This window comes from Claveliimonas bilis, assembly GCF_020892095.1.
Classification (GTDB): Bacteria; Bacillota; Clostridia; order Lachnospirales; family Lachnospiraceae; genus Claveliimonas; species Claveliimonas bilis.
Window position 1 is genome coordinate 2588365 of the sequence record NZ_AP024845.1, and the last position, 14605, is coordinate 2602969.

The 14605-nt window shown below is 47.4% G+C and carries 16 protein-coding genes, 1 pseudogene and 1 other annotated feature (1 of these 18 cut by a window edge); of the genes and pseudogenes, 16 read left to right on the top strand and 1 reads right to left on the bottom strand.

Annotation, left to right across the window (positions count from 1 at the left end):
- Positions 1-3 precede the first annotated feature (3 nt).
- The 15 genes and pseudogenes from EUBC25_RS14855 (at position 4) to EUBC25_RS12650 (ending at position 11066) form a co-directional block, all read left to right on the top strand.
- A complete protein-coding gene (locus tag EUBC25_RS14855) occupies positions 4-126 on the top strand; it encodes a hypothetical protein (protein WP_255682333.1) in 123 nt (40 codons plus the stop codon).
- Entirely contained in the window at positions 107-367 is a 261-nt protein-coding gene (locus EUBC25_RS12585) for a hypothetical protein (protein ID WP_230105832.1), read from the top strand. Before EUBC25_RS14855 ends, EUBC25_RS12585 begins: the two co-directional genes overlap by 20 nt.
- 6 nt (positions 368-373) lie before the next feature.
- Positions 374-1177 (top strand): hypothetical protein, encoded by an 804-nt coding sequence (locus tag EUBC25_RS12590; protein WP_230105833.1) that lies wholly within the window; start codon positions 374-376, stop codon positions 1175-1177.
- A 14-nt stretch (positions 1178-1191) separates the two neighbouring features.
- On the top strand, positions 1192-2880 hold the full coding sequence (locus tag EUBC25_RS12595) for a hypothetical protein (RefSeq protein ID WP_230105834.1): 1689 nt from the start codon (positions 1192-1194) through the stop codon (positions 2878-2880).
- 385 nt (positions 2881-3265) lie between these two features.
- Positions 3266-4525: a Reverse transcriptase (RNA-dependent DNA polymerase) gene (locus tag EUBC25_RS12600; RefSeq protein WP_230105835.1), complete on the top strand. Its 1260-nt coding sequence runs from the start codon at positions 3266-3268 to the stop codon at positions 4523-4525.
- Entirely contained in the window at positions 4488-5225 is a 738-nt protein-coding gene (locus tag EUBC25_RS12605; protein WP_230105836.1) for a DUF4376 domain-containing protein, read from the top strand. The genes EUBC25_RS12600 and EUBC25_RS12605 overlap by 38 nt, the downstream gene beginning before the upstream one ends.
- Positions 5222-5656, top strand: coding sequence for a putative ABC transporter permease (locus EUBC25_RS12610; RefSeq protein WP_230105837.1), 435 nt, complete (start codon positions 5222-5224; stop codon positions 5654-5656). The genes EUBC25_RS12605 and EUBC25_RS12610 overlap by 4 nt, the downstream gene beginning before the upstream one ends.
- Positions 5653-5838: a hypothetical protein gene (locus tag EUBC25_RS12615; protein ID WP_230105838.1), complete on the top strand. Its 186-nt coding sequence runs from the start codon at positions 5653-5655 to the stop codon at positions 5836-5838. The genes EUBC25_RS12610 and EUBC25_RS12615 overlap by 4 nt, the downstream gene beginning before the upstream one ends.
- A gap of 81 nt (positions 5839-5919) precedes the next feature.
- Positions 5920-6474 (top strand): hypothetical protein, encoded by a 555-nt coding sequence (locus tag EUBC25_RS12620; RefSeq protein ID WP_230105839.1) that lies wholly within the window; start codon positions 5920-5922, stop codon positions 6472-6474.
- Between the two features lie 31 nt (positions 6475-6505).
- Positions 6506-6760, top strand: coding sequence for a hypothetical protein (locus EUBC25_RS12625; protein ID WP_230105840.1), 255 nt, complete (start codon positions 6506-6508; stop codon positions 6758-6760).
- A 52-nt stretch (positions 6761-6812) separates the two neighbouring features.
- Positions 6813-7118: a hypothetical protein gene (locus tag EUBC25_RS12630; protein WP_230105841.1), complete on the top strand. Its 306-nt coding sequence runs from the start codon at positions 6813-6815 to the stop codon at positions 7116-7118.
- Position 7119: 1 nt separating this feature from the next.
- Positions 7120-8331, top strand: a complete 1212-nt coding sequence (locus EUBC25_RS12635; RefSeq protein WP_230105842.1) for a GH25 family lysozyme — start codon at positions 7120-7122, stop codon at positions 8329-8331.
- A 72-nt stretch (positions 8332-8403) separates the two neighbouring features.
- Positions 8404-8658, top strand: a pseudogene (locus EUBC25_RS12640) (ABC transporter ATP-binding protein); the annotation flags it as partial.
- Positions 8651-10597, top strand: coding sequence for an ABC transporter permease (locus EUBC25_RS12645; protein ID WP_230105843.1), 1947 nt, complete (start codon positions 8651-8653; stop codon positions 10595-10597). The pseudogene EUBC25_RS12640 and the gene EUBC25_RS12645, both read left to right, overlap by 8 nt.
- A gap of 124 nt (positions 10598-10721) precedes the next feature.
- A complete protein-coding gene (locus tag EUBC25_RS12650) occupies positions 10722-11066 on the top strand; it encodes a cupin domain-containing protein (RefSeq protein WP_230105844.1) in 345 nt (114 codons plus the stop codon).
- A gap of 107 nt (positions 11067-11173) precedes the next feature.
- Here EUBC25_RS12650 and EUBC25_RS12655 read toward each other — a convergent pair whose 3' ends face one another.
- Positions 11174-12442: a DUF4340 domain-containing protein gene (locus EUBC25_RS12655; protein ID WP_416386657.1), complete on the bottom strand. Its 1269-nt coding sequence runs from the start codon at positions 12440-12442 to the stop codon at positions 11174-11176.
- Between the two features lie 547 nt (positions 12443-12989).
- Here EUBC25_RS12655 and EUBC25_RS12660 point away from each other — a divergent pair.
- Positions 12990-14387, top strand: coding sequence for an alanine/glycine:cation symporter family protein (locus EUBC25_RS12660; RefSeq protein WP_230105846.1), 1398 nt, complete (start codon positions 12990-12992; stop codon positions 14385-14387).
- 77 nt (positions 14388-14464) lie between these two features.
- Positions 14465-14605, top strand: a binding site (T-box leader) (it continues 109 nt past the right edge of the window).

Here is a 14605-nt window from a genome sequence, read left to right on the forward strand (position 1 = left end):
AAGATGGAAAAAATGCTGATTGAAGAAAACACCACGAAAATCAAAAAACCGGATCAGGGCGAACTGCAGGAGCAGGTCAAAGCGGAGGGAAGAAAGGAGAAGGAAGATGGAAGGAAAACCGACTAAACCGGCAAGCATGGTATACGGGGAAGCGAAGAGCGCAATGACAATGGCAGTGAGAAATGTAGCAAAAGCGTATAAGCTCCCTCTGTTTCTCGTAGCAGCGATTATGGGGGATATTGCGGCGGAGTATGAAAGAGAGGCAGGAAACGAGCTTGCGATCGAAACGGAGCAGTACACGTCTGAACTGGAAACGTACTACCAGGAAAAGCTGGAGGACCAGGAACCGGAGCCGGAAAAGGGGTGATAAAAAGTGGCAGATGTAAAGAAGTACACAGAGCAGATTGCCAATGCAAAAAAAGGGAAAGATGTGCGGGCCAGCATCGTGGCGGCCATTAACGAGGTATCTGATGAAAATAATACCTACAATCAGGTAAAAACTGACATATTGGCCGCCCAGGAGAAGGTCTCTCAGGACGTGGCGGAAAATAAGAAGACACAGAAGGAATTCAGCGATAATCTGGAAGAGGCCAAACAGGTGAACGCATCACTCCAGCAGAATGTTACGGCCGCCGGAAAAGCGGAGGACAGCCTGGAGGCGGATATCACGGCCGCCGGTCAGGCCGAGAAAAGCCTGGAGGCGGATATCACGGCCGCCGGTCAGGCCGAGAAAAGCCTGGAGGCAGATATCACGGCCGCCGGAAAAGCGGAGGACAGCCTGGAAGCAGATATCACGACCGCTGGCCAGATAGAGGACAGCCTCGAGGAGAATATCACAGAGGCAACGCAGATCAACCAGCAGCTTGCCACGAATAACGAGCAGGCAGAGAGTGCGGAGGAGCTGAGAAGGCAGGCGGAACAGGCCAGGGCGCAGGCGGAACAGGCCAGGGCGAAAGCAGAGCAGGCCAGGGCGCAGGCGGAACAGACAAGAGCGGATCAGGAGACCACGAGACAGCAGCAGGAGCAGGCCAGGCAGCAGGCGAGCAGCCAGGCGGTGGCCAACGCCAACGCAGCGGCACAGGCCGTCATGGATCAGGTCAACAGCCTCACTTTTGCCCTGAACGCAGAAGACAGAGGGCTTGACGTAACATACACGTATGACACAGAAACAGAATAGGAGGTAGAAAGAACATGGCTCAGGAAGTAGTAAACATTCCCCGGGAGAGCACTATGAGACAGATGATGCTCTCACAGAAAATCAATGCGGAAGGTGCGGCGGACATTGCGTACAAGGAAAAGGTGGCGCTTGCCACCACGAAAGAGGAAGTGGACGCGCTCTTTGTGGAGTGGTGGAAATATCAGTACCATCCGGATCTCCACACTAAAGCGGAAATGTTGGAGCGGTGGTTCGGGAATGTGCTGGATGATGACCGGGTGCATGGAGTATCCTTCCCACTGTATGGCACCAGCACGTCTGCAGTCGGAGAGCTGACGGATGACAGCGTGGGGCTTACGGTCACGCCATCCACAGAGGAGGAAGCGGGGCAGGATGATTTTGCGAAACTGCCACAGTTCTGGTGCCTGGAGGTATCAGCGGAAAAGCTCACGGATGGATCCCATGAGATCTATTATATTGAGCACATTGACAGCATGAAAAAAGTCAGATCCGGAGAACATCTCACATGGGTGCTCCAGAAAAACACATGGACAAGAGAGTGGGATGAAGGAGGATACAGATACCTCAAAATGCGCTGCCATCCGGCGCCGGGATATGAGCAGTGGCCGGATGGAGAGGATAAAAACGGAAATGTATATGCCTACATGGCACATCCGAAATATCCGGCTGGAGAGCTGGATGGAGTCATCACATGCGGAACCGGGCTTGCGCCGCTGAACTGGACAAGCCATACAACTGGCGTATCAAAATGGAGAGCCAGAGGGGAACAGTACAGCGGAGCAAGCGGAAACCTGGTTAAATTCCTGCTCCGGATGATGTGGCTGAAATACGCACAAAAGGGAAACGCTGGGAAGATTACGGGCTGCAATCAGTACAATTATCAGTATACCGCAGCGATCTCCGAGGTGGGAGTTGAGCGTGTGATCCTTACGAAAGCCCAGGCAGCCAACCTTTTCGTGGGTTCGTCTGTTCAGATCGGTATCCAGTCCGGAACTGACAGAAACACAGCGAGCAATTATTCTGTCTGCAGGAATAAGCTGATCACACGCATTGAGGACTTTGAGGTTGAGGATGATGAAACGGAATACTCAGCGGTATACGTGGACAATGGAGGGGAAACCTTTGACACGACAGCCGGATCCACGCTGATCAGTACAGATCCATACTGGTCCGGATGGAATGACAATGTAAAGGGTACAGACGGAAGCAGATACAGCGCCACAAGCGGGAAAGAGCCTGGACTCCTCCAGAAAATTGAGTTTATGAATGGCGCCTATCTGATCGTATCGGATGAGCTTTGGCAGTGGTCCACGGACGACAATGGAGACTATAATTTTGAGTGCCATACCTGCCATGACCAGTCAAAGGTGGCGTCATCCATCACGGCGAACTACGAGAAGCAGGAAGACCTCACAATGGTTATTCCGGCTGGCACAGCTGCAGGCTGGAAATACATTGAGGATACCGCAATATCCAAAGATCCGGCAGTCCTCTGGCCTGCAGGTATCGGAGCCAGTGGCAGTGGCGTTGGGTGTAAGGCAGCCTTCTACTGCTACCCGGCCGCTTCCGGCGTCCGGGCTGCGTGGGTGTTCGGCTCCTTGGGCAACGGCGGCTCTGCCGGCCTGGCGTGTCGCTACTCGCCCAATGGCGTGTCGAACGCTTCCTGGCACGGCGCTCTGGGCGCACCTGGCCTGGCTGGGTAAAAGCGGGGTGAATGCCCGAAGGGCAAGAGGGGCGGCAGGCCCCTGATATGAGAAACGGCGGAATATTTCCGCTGGGGTTGTATGGTGTTCCCAGAGGCAGCCTTCAACTGCAACCCGGCCGCTTCCGGCGTCCGGGCTGCGTGGGTGTTCGGCAACTTGAACAACGGCGGCAATGCCGGCCTGGCGTGTCGCAACTCGAACAATGGCGTGACGAACGCTAACTGGAACGGCGCTCTGGGCGCAACTGGTTATTAAAAATAGTGCATGATCACATTGCATCATACAATCCACGCTTATGTGCGAAAATTACTTGAAACCAGCGGAGGCTAGTACCGAGAGGGAAAGTCCCCGGCAGTAACCAGATGATGCACGAAAGGATGGTAACATGAAGACATACTGCAAACCTGCAGATACAGACATAGAAAACGCAGATCAAAATATGCCTGCGGTTAAGAAGTGCTTTGATGGAAAGCTGAAAAGAAAAGACTTCCAGCGGGTCCTGATCAGAACCGGGAAGATCACAAAGCAGGAAATAGCCCAGGCAAGACTGGATCATGACAAAACCAAAGTCAATGCGGCAATCCGGGCGGTATGCGAGAGACTGACACAGAGGATCCGGGACAGAGATCTGAGGCTGCCACCGATCCGGCAATTCAAACGGAGAGACGGACTGACCAATAAGATGCGGGATATATGCCAGGAGTCTCCGGATCAGCAGATCATGGAATATATGGCCGTGGAGGCTCTGATGCCAATGTTCAAGGCGAAGCTCCTCAAACATCAGTACGGCAGTATTCCGACAAGAGGCCAGGTGGGCGGAAAGAGACAGATCGAAAGATTATTAAGGAGAAAGTATCCGGGAAAAGTGGATGCCGTGAAGTGTGACGCAGAAAAGGCATATCCATCTATTACGGTGGAGTGCTCTATGAAGCTGCTCCGGCGGGATATCGGGAAAAACAAAATACTGCAGTGGTTTTTAGGTGCTCTCATGGAGAATTATCCAGGAGGGCACCTTTGCATTGGAGGATATCTCCCAGCGTGGTTATTCAACTATGTGATGAGCTATGTACTCAGGTATCTCCTGAGTCTGGAGAACACAAGAAGAGGAGTGAAAACCAAAATGATCCAGGCGGTGGTGTGCTTTGCGGATGACTTCACTATGTTTGGACATTTTTCACAGATCCGGAAAGCAATCCGGAAAGCGTCAAAATGGAGCAGATCCACCCTGGGGCTGAAAATCAAAAATGCGTGGCAGATCTACCACCTGACTACGTTTGAGGCGGAAAAGGAGCAGAAGAAAAGGAGGGTGGAGGGAAGCAGAAAAAGGACCTGCGGTGTGGATATGATGGGCTTTGTCACATATAGGACCTACACGATTATCAGAGGGAGGATCTTCCGGCGGATCCGGAGGCAGATCCTACGTGCTGCAGAGGACCTGGAAAAACTGGGATATATACCCTGGTGGAGAGCCTGCAAGCTGTCAGCATACAAAGGCTGGCTCAAACACAGCGATAGTGAGAAGTTCGCAAAGAAATATCATGTAAATGAAATATTCAGAAAGGCTGCGCAGAGCGTGTCTCTGCATGGCAGAAAGGAGCATATCAGAAATGAAAGAGCGTTACTTATTGAAGCCTGCAGAGGTTGACGTCTTCCCGCTGAAATCAGGAACAGACGTCATTCTCAGAAAAAATATTGCGGAAATCAGCGTCAAGAATGAGGAAGGGGCTGGGACTTATACAGCGTGGGAATGCGAAGAGGTACAGTTCCGGTACCCTGGCACGATCACGGAGGAGGAAATCTCCACGGACTTTGAATACTGGTTTGAAAACGGCCCGAAGGTATCCAAAGGGGAGGATGTGGACCTCAGTTTTGAGCAGATGAGAAATGAAAAATACGCCGAAGTGAGCGCAGCTTGCGAGAAGACGATTTATACCGGTGTAGATGTGACATTATCCACAGGACTTGAACATTTCAGCCTGACGGAAAAAGACCAGATCAACCTTTTTGGGAAGCAGGCGCAGCTTGCGGCGGGGGCAGAAAAACTGGAATACCACCAGGACAAACAGCCCTGCAAGTATTACAGCGCCGCCGATATGCAGAAAATCATTGATGCTGCCTTTTTCTATGTATCTTATAACACCACATACTGCAATGCGCTGAATATGTGGATCAAGGCGGCCACGAAGCCCAGCGATTTAGAGGAAATTCACTGGGGGACCACGATCCCGGAGGAACATAGAAACGAGGTACTCCTGGACTACATGGAGATCATGGCCGGCGGATCTGCAGAGGATACTGAGGCCACAGAGAACGGGGCAAGCTCCGGGGAGGGAACAACGGCATGAAGAAACTTGTTGAACTGACAACTCTCTTTCTGATCGGAGCAGCGGTCTACTACAGCGCAGAAATGCTGATCCGGGGCAGATCCCACTGGACCATGGCCGTGACCGGAGGAATATGCTTCCTGGCAATAGGCGGGATCAATGAGGTTCTGGACTACGAGATGCCTTTTCTCCTTCAGATGCTGTATGGAGCGATTGCGGTCACAGCCACAGAGTTCATTTTTGGGTGTGTCCTCAATCTCTGGCTGAAACTGGATATATGGGACTACAGCAACCTTCCGGGAAACATTCTGGGGCAGATCTGTCCGCAGTTTACCGTCCTATGGTTTTTTGTTTCCGGGATCGGAATTGTAGTGGATGACCTGGTTCGCTGGAAATTGTTCGGGGAAGAAAAACCACACTATAAGCTCCTGACGGGAGGCAGAGGAAAATGACAAAGCTCCAGATCATAAGCAGGCTATGGTCATCCATCTATGATCTGCTCCTGCTAACGAAGGGAACGGGAAAGAAACCCCTGGAAGATATTGAGAGGGATCTGGACGTGCTGGAAATGCACTGCAGAAAATACGTGGATGAGGATGATTTTGAGCTGATCGAGAACGGAGGTGGAACATGAACACAAAGAGAGCAAGAGACGAACCTGGCCGCTGGCAGGGCAAAACGGGATGATTATTGAAAGAGGGGAGGTGGATGCGGTATGGATTATTTTTTGCGGCTTTTTGGCAGCGTAACGATTGAGAGCGCAGTCTTTGTTCTGGCGGCGCTCTTTTTCCTCTGGAAGACCTACAAAAAAGTGGAAAAGTATTTTTCAGAGAAAGCACTTGCGGAAAAGGCAAAAGATACCAAAATGGAGGAAGTCATGGACCAGGTAAACAAATACCCACTGTGGCACCAGCAGTCCCTGGATATCCAGAAAAAATTTACTCAGGAAATCGAGGGCCTGAGAAAAGGACAGCAGGAAAACAATGAGCGGTTGGAAAAGATGGAAGAGGAGAACCGGAGGAGAGAGCGAAATAAGCTGAGAGATCGGATTTTGCAATCATACCGGTATTATACATCCCCAGAGAAAAATCCAATGAGAGCCTGGTCAGAGATGGAGGCGGACGCTTTCTGGAAAATCTTCAAAGACTATGAGGATCTGGATGGAGATGGATATGTTCACAGTGAGGTGCAGCCGGCCATGAATGACCTGGAAAAGATACCAATGCATGAGACGGAAAGGATCGCAGAGCTGATGAAAAGCCGTAGGTAACAATTTGAAAAAAGATATGGAGGAAAAAATCATGAACAAAATTGACTGGAAAAGAAAACTGACAAGCAGAAAATTCTGGGCTGCGGTAGTCGGGTTCATTACACCGATTATGATCGCTGCAGGCGCAGGAGATAACGAGATCACGCAGGTGGTAGCAATCGTGATGGGAGGCGCCACGCTGATTGCCTACATTATCGGAGAGGGCCTTGTGGACTCCGCCTCCACGGACCTGGTAATTGACACAGAGATCACTGCAGATGACGCAGCGGAAACAGATGAGAAATAAGAGCGGGAGGCCTGGCAGACGCCGGGCCTCTTTTTCGAAAAGAAAGCCCTGGATGCGTGCGCTGGCCATACTCATGGCGCTCTGCCTGCTGGTGGTACCCACGCTGTACCTGGCAGGTACACAAAAAGAAATAGAGCAGGAGGAACCGCCGGAACCGCTGGAGATCACAATCCCGGAGCCATGCAGGACCGGGACGGTCACGGTATACGCACAGGATCAGGTTATCTATCAATATGGCGGAGAGATTTCCATCCGGAATGACGGACAGAACGGAGAGGAGATTGAGATAGTAGTGGAATATCCGGAGGGAACATGGCCGTGCAGATGCTACGGCGAAAGTGAACAGGAGGTAAGATAATATGGCATATATGAATGGTATTGATGTGAGTAACTGGCAGGCGGGCATTAATCTGGCTGCTGTACCCGCCGATTTTGTAATCTGTAAAGCGACACAGGGAACTTCGTATGTATCCCCGGATTGCGCCCGGCAGGTAGAGCAGGCCGCTGGTGCAGGTAAACTGGTGGGAACATACCACTATATCTCTGGATCGGGCGCAGTAGCGGAGGCAGATTTCTATCTCGATAATATCAAAAGCTGGATCGGGAAATATATGATTTGTCTTGACTGGGAGTCAAATCAGAATTCACAGTGGGGAAATGAATCCTATCTCAAACAGGTCGCGCAGAGAATTATTGAGAGAACTGGCATCCCTCCGGTAATCTATGTACAGCAGTCGCGACTTTCGGCTGTAAAACCGATCGCAGAAGAACTGAACTGCGGATTATGGGTTGCCCAGTATGCAAACATGGATCAGACGGGCTATCAGGATGCACCGTGGAATGAAGGGGCGTATTCCTGCGCCATCCGTCAGTATAGCTCGGCAGGGCGTTTGAACGGATACAACGGGAATCTGGATCTCAATAAGTTCTATGGCGATAAGAATGCATGGATGAAATACTGTAATCCGGACAGCGCTCACGAAGATGCGGGCGGATCTACTGCACCCTCTAATCCCACAAGCCCTACGGGATCAACAATTGATCTTGTTGTTGGAGTAATGCAGGGAAAATACGGGAATGGCGATTACCGTAAAGCTGCATTAGAGGCTCGGTATGATGAAGTACAGAATATGATTAACCATATCAGCACTGCGTCTGTGTCTACACTTGCATCGGAAGTTAAAGCCGGAAAGTACGGCAACGGAGAAACAAGAAAGATTGTGCTCGGATCACGATACGATGAAGTGCAGAAGGCTGTAAACGGAAGCAGCAAAAAAAGCGTAGCCGCCATTGCCGACGAAGTGATCGCTGGAAAGTGGGGCAATGGAAGTGATCGGAAGAACAAACTGCAGGCGGCAGGGTATGATTACAATGCTGTGCAGGCCGAGGTAAATAAAAAGCTCGGATCAGGTTCGAGCAACTCTGCGAAGCAGTACTACACGATCAAGAGCGGAGATACCCTCTCTGAAATAGCTGCGAAATACGGCACTACTGTAAGCCAGCTGCAGTCATGGAACGGAATTAAAAATGCAAATGTAATCTATGCAGGACAGAAAATAAGAGTAAAATAATGCAAGAGATAACAAAACAGCCCCGGATGAAACCAGGGGCTGTTTTTTATTATGCATACTAATTTAACATAACCCACAGGAGCGCTGGATTCCAGGGCATCGGATGAACTTCTTAGGCTGTTTACTCAGATTAACAGGGATGGGCAGACGATTTTGATGGTGACTCACAGTGTCAAGGCAGCCAGTACAGCGGATCGGATTTTGTTTATTAAGGATGGGGAGGTATTTCATCAACTGTACAGAGGAAATCTGACCAACGAGCAGCTTTACCAGAAGATTTCTGATACACTGACTGTACTTGCCACAGGAGGTGAGAGGAATGAATAGCAGAATTTATTCCAGACTGGCAGTCAGCAATATCAAGAACAACAGAAAAACCTATGTCCCGTTTATTTTCACATCCATCCTTACGGTTATGATGTACTATATTATAGACGCCCTTGCAGGGAATGGCAGTATTGAGATTACAAATGTGATCACAGTGCTCCGGATGGGATGTGGCGTGATGGTTGTATTTTCCGTGATCTTTTTGTTTTATACCAACAGTTTTCTCATCAAGCGCCGGAAAAAGGAGATTGCTGTTTACAATATCCTTGGAATGGGAAAAGGACATATCGGAAGGATGCTGACAGTAGAGACGCTCATAGTGGGAGGAACCAGTATTGCAGGCGGCATTGCCGGAGGAATGGCCTTTGGGAAGCTGATGCATCTCCTTTTAATACGGATCATTCACTATGATGTGGGAATGGAGTTCCATATTTCTGTGCAGTCTGTATCTGATACGGTGATACTGTTTGCATTTATCTTTTTCCTGACATGGTTTTATAATCTGTTTCAGATCAGGCTGGCTAATCCCATTGAGCTTCTGCGGGGCGGAAGTGCAGGGGAAAAAGAGCCGAAGACAAAAGTGATTCTGGCTTTAGTCGGAGTTGTTACTATGGCAGCAGGATACTATCTTGCTGTGTCAACCAAGAACCCTCTTGAAGCGATCAATACATTTTTTGTGGCTGTAATTTTAGTCATTATCGGAACGTATGCACTGTTTTTGGCAGGAAGTATTGCTCTTTTGAAACTGCTTAGAAAGCGGAAAAAATTTTATTATAAGCCCAATCATTTTGTCTCTGTTTCCGGAATGATTTACCGAATGAAACAAAATGCCGTGGGGCTTGCCAATATTTGCATTTTAAGTACGATCGTGCTTGTGATGATATCCAGCACAGTGAGTCTGTATGTAGGTATGGACGATGTGATGGCACATCAGTATCCCAATGATTATCAGATGACGCTCTATGAAGCAAGCCAGGAAAAGATAGACAAAGCGAATAAGCTTATTGAGGAAGAGCTTGACCGGGGAGGTCTTAAGAAGGAGGGAGAGACAGCCTGCCACTATGGAACAGCAGTTCTTATCAGTCAAGGAGGAAACAAATTTACGACCAGCGAGAATGGGACTTATTCTCCCCGGGATCTTACAGAATTGTACGTGATTCCACAGGAAGATTATCAGAAACTGGAAAACACCTCCACCAGTCTGAAAGAAAATGAAGTGATCATCTATACTACAGCTGAGAATTACGGAAGAGATTCGATTCAGATCGACGGCCGGAAATTTCAGGTAACAGAAGAGCTGGATGACTTTGTTCTGGAAGAGAAGAATCAGTCACGGGTTGCGCCGGGAATGTATATGATCGTGGCAAACGATGAAGTGGCAATGCAGCTGGATTCACTGAAAAGCGGTCTTCGGTATGACATAGATTTTGATATGACAGGCAGTGATGAAGAAAAGGCTGTGGTAGAGGAGAAGATTGCGGACAGGATCACAGAAGAACTTCCGGGTACTTATTTTACCAGCAGACAGGCAGGGACAGAAAGCTTTTTCGGCTTTTACGGATGTTTGTTCTTCATCGGTATGTATCTTGGATTCATGTTTTTAGTGGCGACAGTGCTGATCATCTACTACAAACAGATATCTGAAGGTCTGGATGACCGGGAACGGTATGTGATCATGCAGAAAGTAGGAATGGACAAAAGAGAAATACGCCGGGCGATCCGCAGTCAGATCCTGATTGTATTTTTCCTGCCTCTGCTGTTTTCCATCCTTCATATTATGGTTGCCTTCAATGTGATAACAAAACTTCTGGGGATATTCGGACTTTTCAATACCGGGCTTTTCGTCCTGTGTACTGTGGTGACTGTGCTGATATTCGCGGCATTTTACATTATTGTATTCGCTATTACCGCAAGAGAATATTATAAGATTGTCAATTAATGTCCGGGTGTGGTAAAATAAGGACAGGGTATTTTGCAAAAATACACACCACTTGTGTTAATTTGGGACGTAACACTTTTTAAAAGTGTTACGTCCCAAATTGAAAAAAAGGAGGACATGAATCATGACAAAAGCAAACGAAAGAGAAGTTGTTACTGTGGAGCGTGCCAACGGCGGTGCCGGTTTCATTATGAAGGAAGGGCTGCTGAATGAGGAGCAGCTGGGCGAGCACTGCCGTATGTTCAGCCGTGTAACACTGAAACCGGGCTGCGAACTTGGACATCATGAGCATCACGGTGAGACAGAAACTTACTATGTGTTAAGTGGAAAAGGCATGTACGATGACAACGGAAAGGCTGTTCCGATTGAAGCCGGAGATGTAACATTCTGCAAGGACGGCGACGGACACGGAGTAAAGAATAACGGCGATGAAGATCTGGTATTTGTAGCCCTGATCCTGAAAAAATAGCAGTAGAGAATAGAAAGAAAAAGCAGGCAATGTTATCAGAATATGTCAGTTAACAATTCTGATAACATTGCCTGCTTTTTGTTATACGTCTGAAAGCGCACATTGCTTTATTCTTCACTGCCGCCTAATAGATTGTTCAGAATGCCGGAGCTTACCAGATATACAAGATCAGAGTCCTGTACCTGCACGTAGCGGGTGTCGTCGTCTGTAGTATTTCCGATATACAGCGTAAAGGTCAGAGGATCCTCATCAGATTCTTCTTCAGAAGATTCATTGTAAGTCAGTTTCACTGTGATTCTGGAATCTTCATCCAGGCCAAAGGAAGCCAGCTCCTCGGCATCGGCATGATAGCTTGCAAGCTCCGTCAGACTCATGGCGCCGTATCCGCCGGCAATGGTAGAGATAGTTTCCGTCTGTTCGTCATTGTCAGATGAGTAGATTGTTGTTGTCCCGTTTTCGGTAATATCAGCCTGTACAGGGTTTCCGCTTCCGATAGAGGGGACATCATCTTTTGCAACCATGGTATCAAGGTCATACTGCATGGATGATACAATGGAGGAGTCTGCCGTATAAAGAATATCTTCCTGCCCGTTTACAGCAAGGTAGTAGTCTTCATCTACAGAATTGCCGATGGTAACAGTTGTAAGAGTTCCGTCCTGATCTGTTAGTTCGATGGTATAGGCAGGATCTTCAAGCCCGTAGTCAGAGAGGGCATCAGGATCAGAAATTTCCCGGGTGGCGGTAAGAGAACAGAAGGTATCTTCCATGGTTTCGATATAACTCTGCGTCAGAGGGATATCTCTGTCATTGGAGACATACCAGGTATCTCCGTCTTTTGCAAAGCTCATGGTGGTTCCCTCGCTGTGGTCTGTATAGGAAAGAGCTAAGAGGGATTCTATGTCTGTGACAGATATTTGAGAGTCATCCCCGCCGGTTTGTTCTTCCTGTTTCCTTCGGTTTCTGACAGAACCAAGCTTTACAAGACGGATGATCTTCTCAAGCTGCTCTTCCTGAAACGTTTTGCCAAGCTGCTTCAGACAGAAAACAAATTTCAGATATTCCAGAACGGTCATATCCATATAGAGGGGCGGCTGTTCCGGCAGATAACCGATATCCTTTTTGGCTTTGTAAGGCTCTGTGAGAATATTGTGGCCATTAATGAGAACTTCTCCTTCCGTTGCTCCCAGATAACCGGTCATGATATTCATAGTTGTTGATTTTCCGGCGCCGTTTGGACCGAGAAAACCATAGATCTGCCCTTTTTTGATCGTAAAATTCAGATGATCCACGGCGGTATGTGATCCGTAGCATTTTACAAGATTTTTCACTTCGATCAATGCACTACCTCCTCGCTTCAGAAAATTTTTCTTTTTCATTTTAGAAACAGAATGTGTATAAAATGTGATGAAAGTCTGAAAAATTTTTGGGCATACAGGAAGAAAAGAAAAATGAATAAAATGGCAAAATTGCAGAAAGTAACTGTATGAATATTCAAAGAAAAAAGAAATTTTTATAAAAAAGTGAAAAAATATACCTTGACAATACAGTCAGACAAGCATATAATACAATCCATATTTGAAAAGATGCAGGCAAAGAGGTTGTTGGACTGATTTTCCTGCGTCTTTTTTCATAAAAAGCCAAAATTATAGATATATTTTGGTAAAAATAAGTGCAATATAGCGGAAATGAGGTGTGAGACTAAATATTCAATAACTTGAAGAAAGAGAAACACAATTGCATGTTAAAGTTGTAACGATACTTGCTATTTTCAGAAAATTTTGGTAAAATAGAAAATAACAATACGGAAGAGAGGAATCAGAGAATGCTTTTCCGTGTACCGGTACGTTACAAAGTCAAAACAACAAGGCAAAAAGCAGCAGAAAACACAAAGGAATTTCAAAATGGAAGAGAAGGGGGCATTTTATGTTTGAAACAATCAGTAATGCGATCTATGATATTGATGCTGTGATTTGGGGCTGGTGGCTGATCATTCTGTTATTTGGTACCCATATTTTCATGACAATTCGTACTGGCTTTATCCAGAGAAAGACATTGAGCAAAGGAATTAAGCTTTCTGTAACCAGAGATCCGGATGCAGAAGGAGAGGTTTCCAACTTTGGAGCGCTTACAACAGCGCTTGCCGCTACCATCGGTACCGGTAATATTGTCGGTGTAGGTACTGCGATTGCTCTTGGCGGTCCGGGAGCTGTGCTTTGGTGCTGGCTTTCCGGTGTATTCGGAATTGCTACAAAGTATTCCGAATCTCTGATCGCGGTAAAATACCGTGTAAAGACAAAAGACGGACGTATGCAGGGCGGTGCCATGTATGCACTTTCCAGAGGGTTAAAATGGAAAGGCCTTGGAAAAGTTCTTGGTATGATCTTTGCGATTTTCGCTGGATTTGCTTCTTTTGGTATCGGCTGTGCTACACAGGTAAACGCGATTGCCAATATCGTGGAAGAAAACGTTGGTGTTCCGGGATGGATCGTTGGTATTGTAATTGCTGTTCTTACTGCGATTGTTATTTTCGGCGGTATTAAGAGTATTGCAAGCGTGTGTGAGAAGCTGGTTCCATTTATGGCAATCTTTTATGTACTGGGATGTATTATTATTCTTGGATTCAATTATGACTATATTATTCCTGCAATCAAGACAATCTGTACACTGGCCTTTACTCCGGGAGCAGCGGCAGGCGGACTTGTAGGAACAGGTATTATGGCTGCAATGCGTTTTGGTATTGCGAGAGGTCTTTTCTCCAATGAATCTGGTATGGGTTCTGCTCCTATCGCGGCGGCAGCAGCACAGACAAGAAATCCGGTTCGTCAGGCGCTGGTATCTTCCACAGGTACTTTCTGGGATACAGTAGTTGTATGTCTGATGTCCGGTCTTGTAATCGTAACTTCTGTTATGAAGAATCCAAACATTAATGCGGATGAGATCGAGGACGGTGGAGTTTTAACTACATTAGCATTCCAGCAGATTCCGTATCTTGGACCGATCATTCTGACACTCGGTATTATCTGTTTCGCATACTCAACAGTTCTTGGATGGGCATATTACGGAGAACGTGCAGTAGAATACTTTGCAGGTAAAAAAGTACTTATCGGATATCGTATCCTTTATGTTGCTGTAGCAGCAATCGCTCCGGTTGTCGCACTTGACGTTGTATGGGCACTGGCAGATATCCTGAATGCTTTGATGGCTGTACCTAACTTGATCGCAGTTCTTCTGTTGTCAAATGTCATTGCCAGTGAAACGAAGAAGTACATTAATGATCTGGATGCCTGGGATGAAACCCCTGTTCCGGTTATCGATGACTGATAAAATAATTTTAAACGGAAAATGTCTTGACAAAATGATCTGAGAGAGGTAAAGTAATATCCATCAGATACATATAAGCAAAACCGATGAGAAAGAGAAGTAGATTATCATTGTAAGGTGAAAGAGAGCGGCAGATGGTGGAAGTGCCGTACCGGACGGATAGTTGAATGGACTTTCGAGGGCGGCCTGAAAACCGGGAACGGTGAGTATGGTTTGTC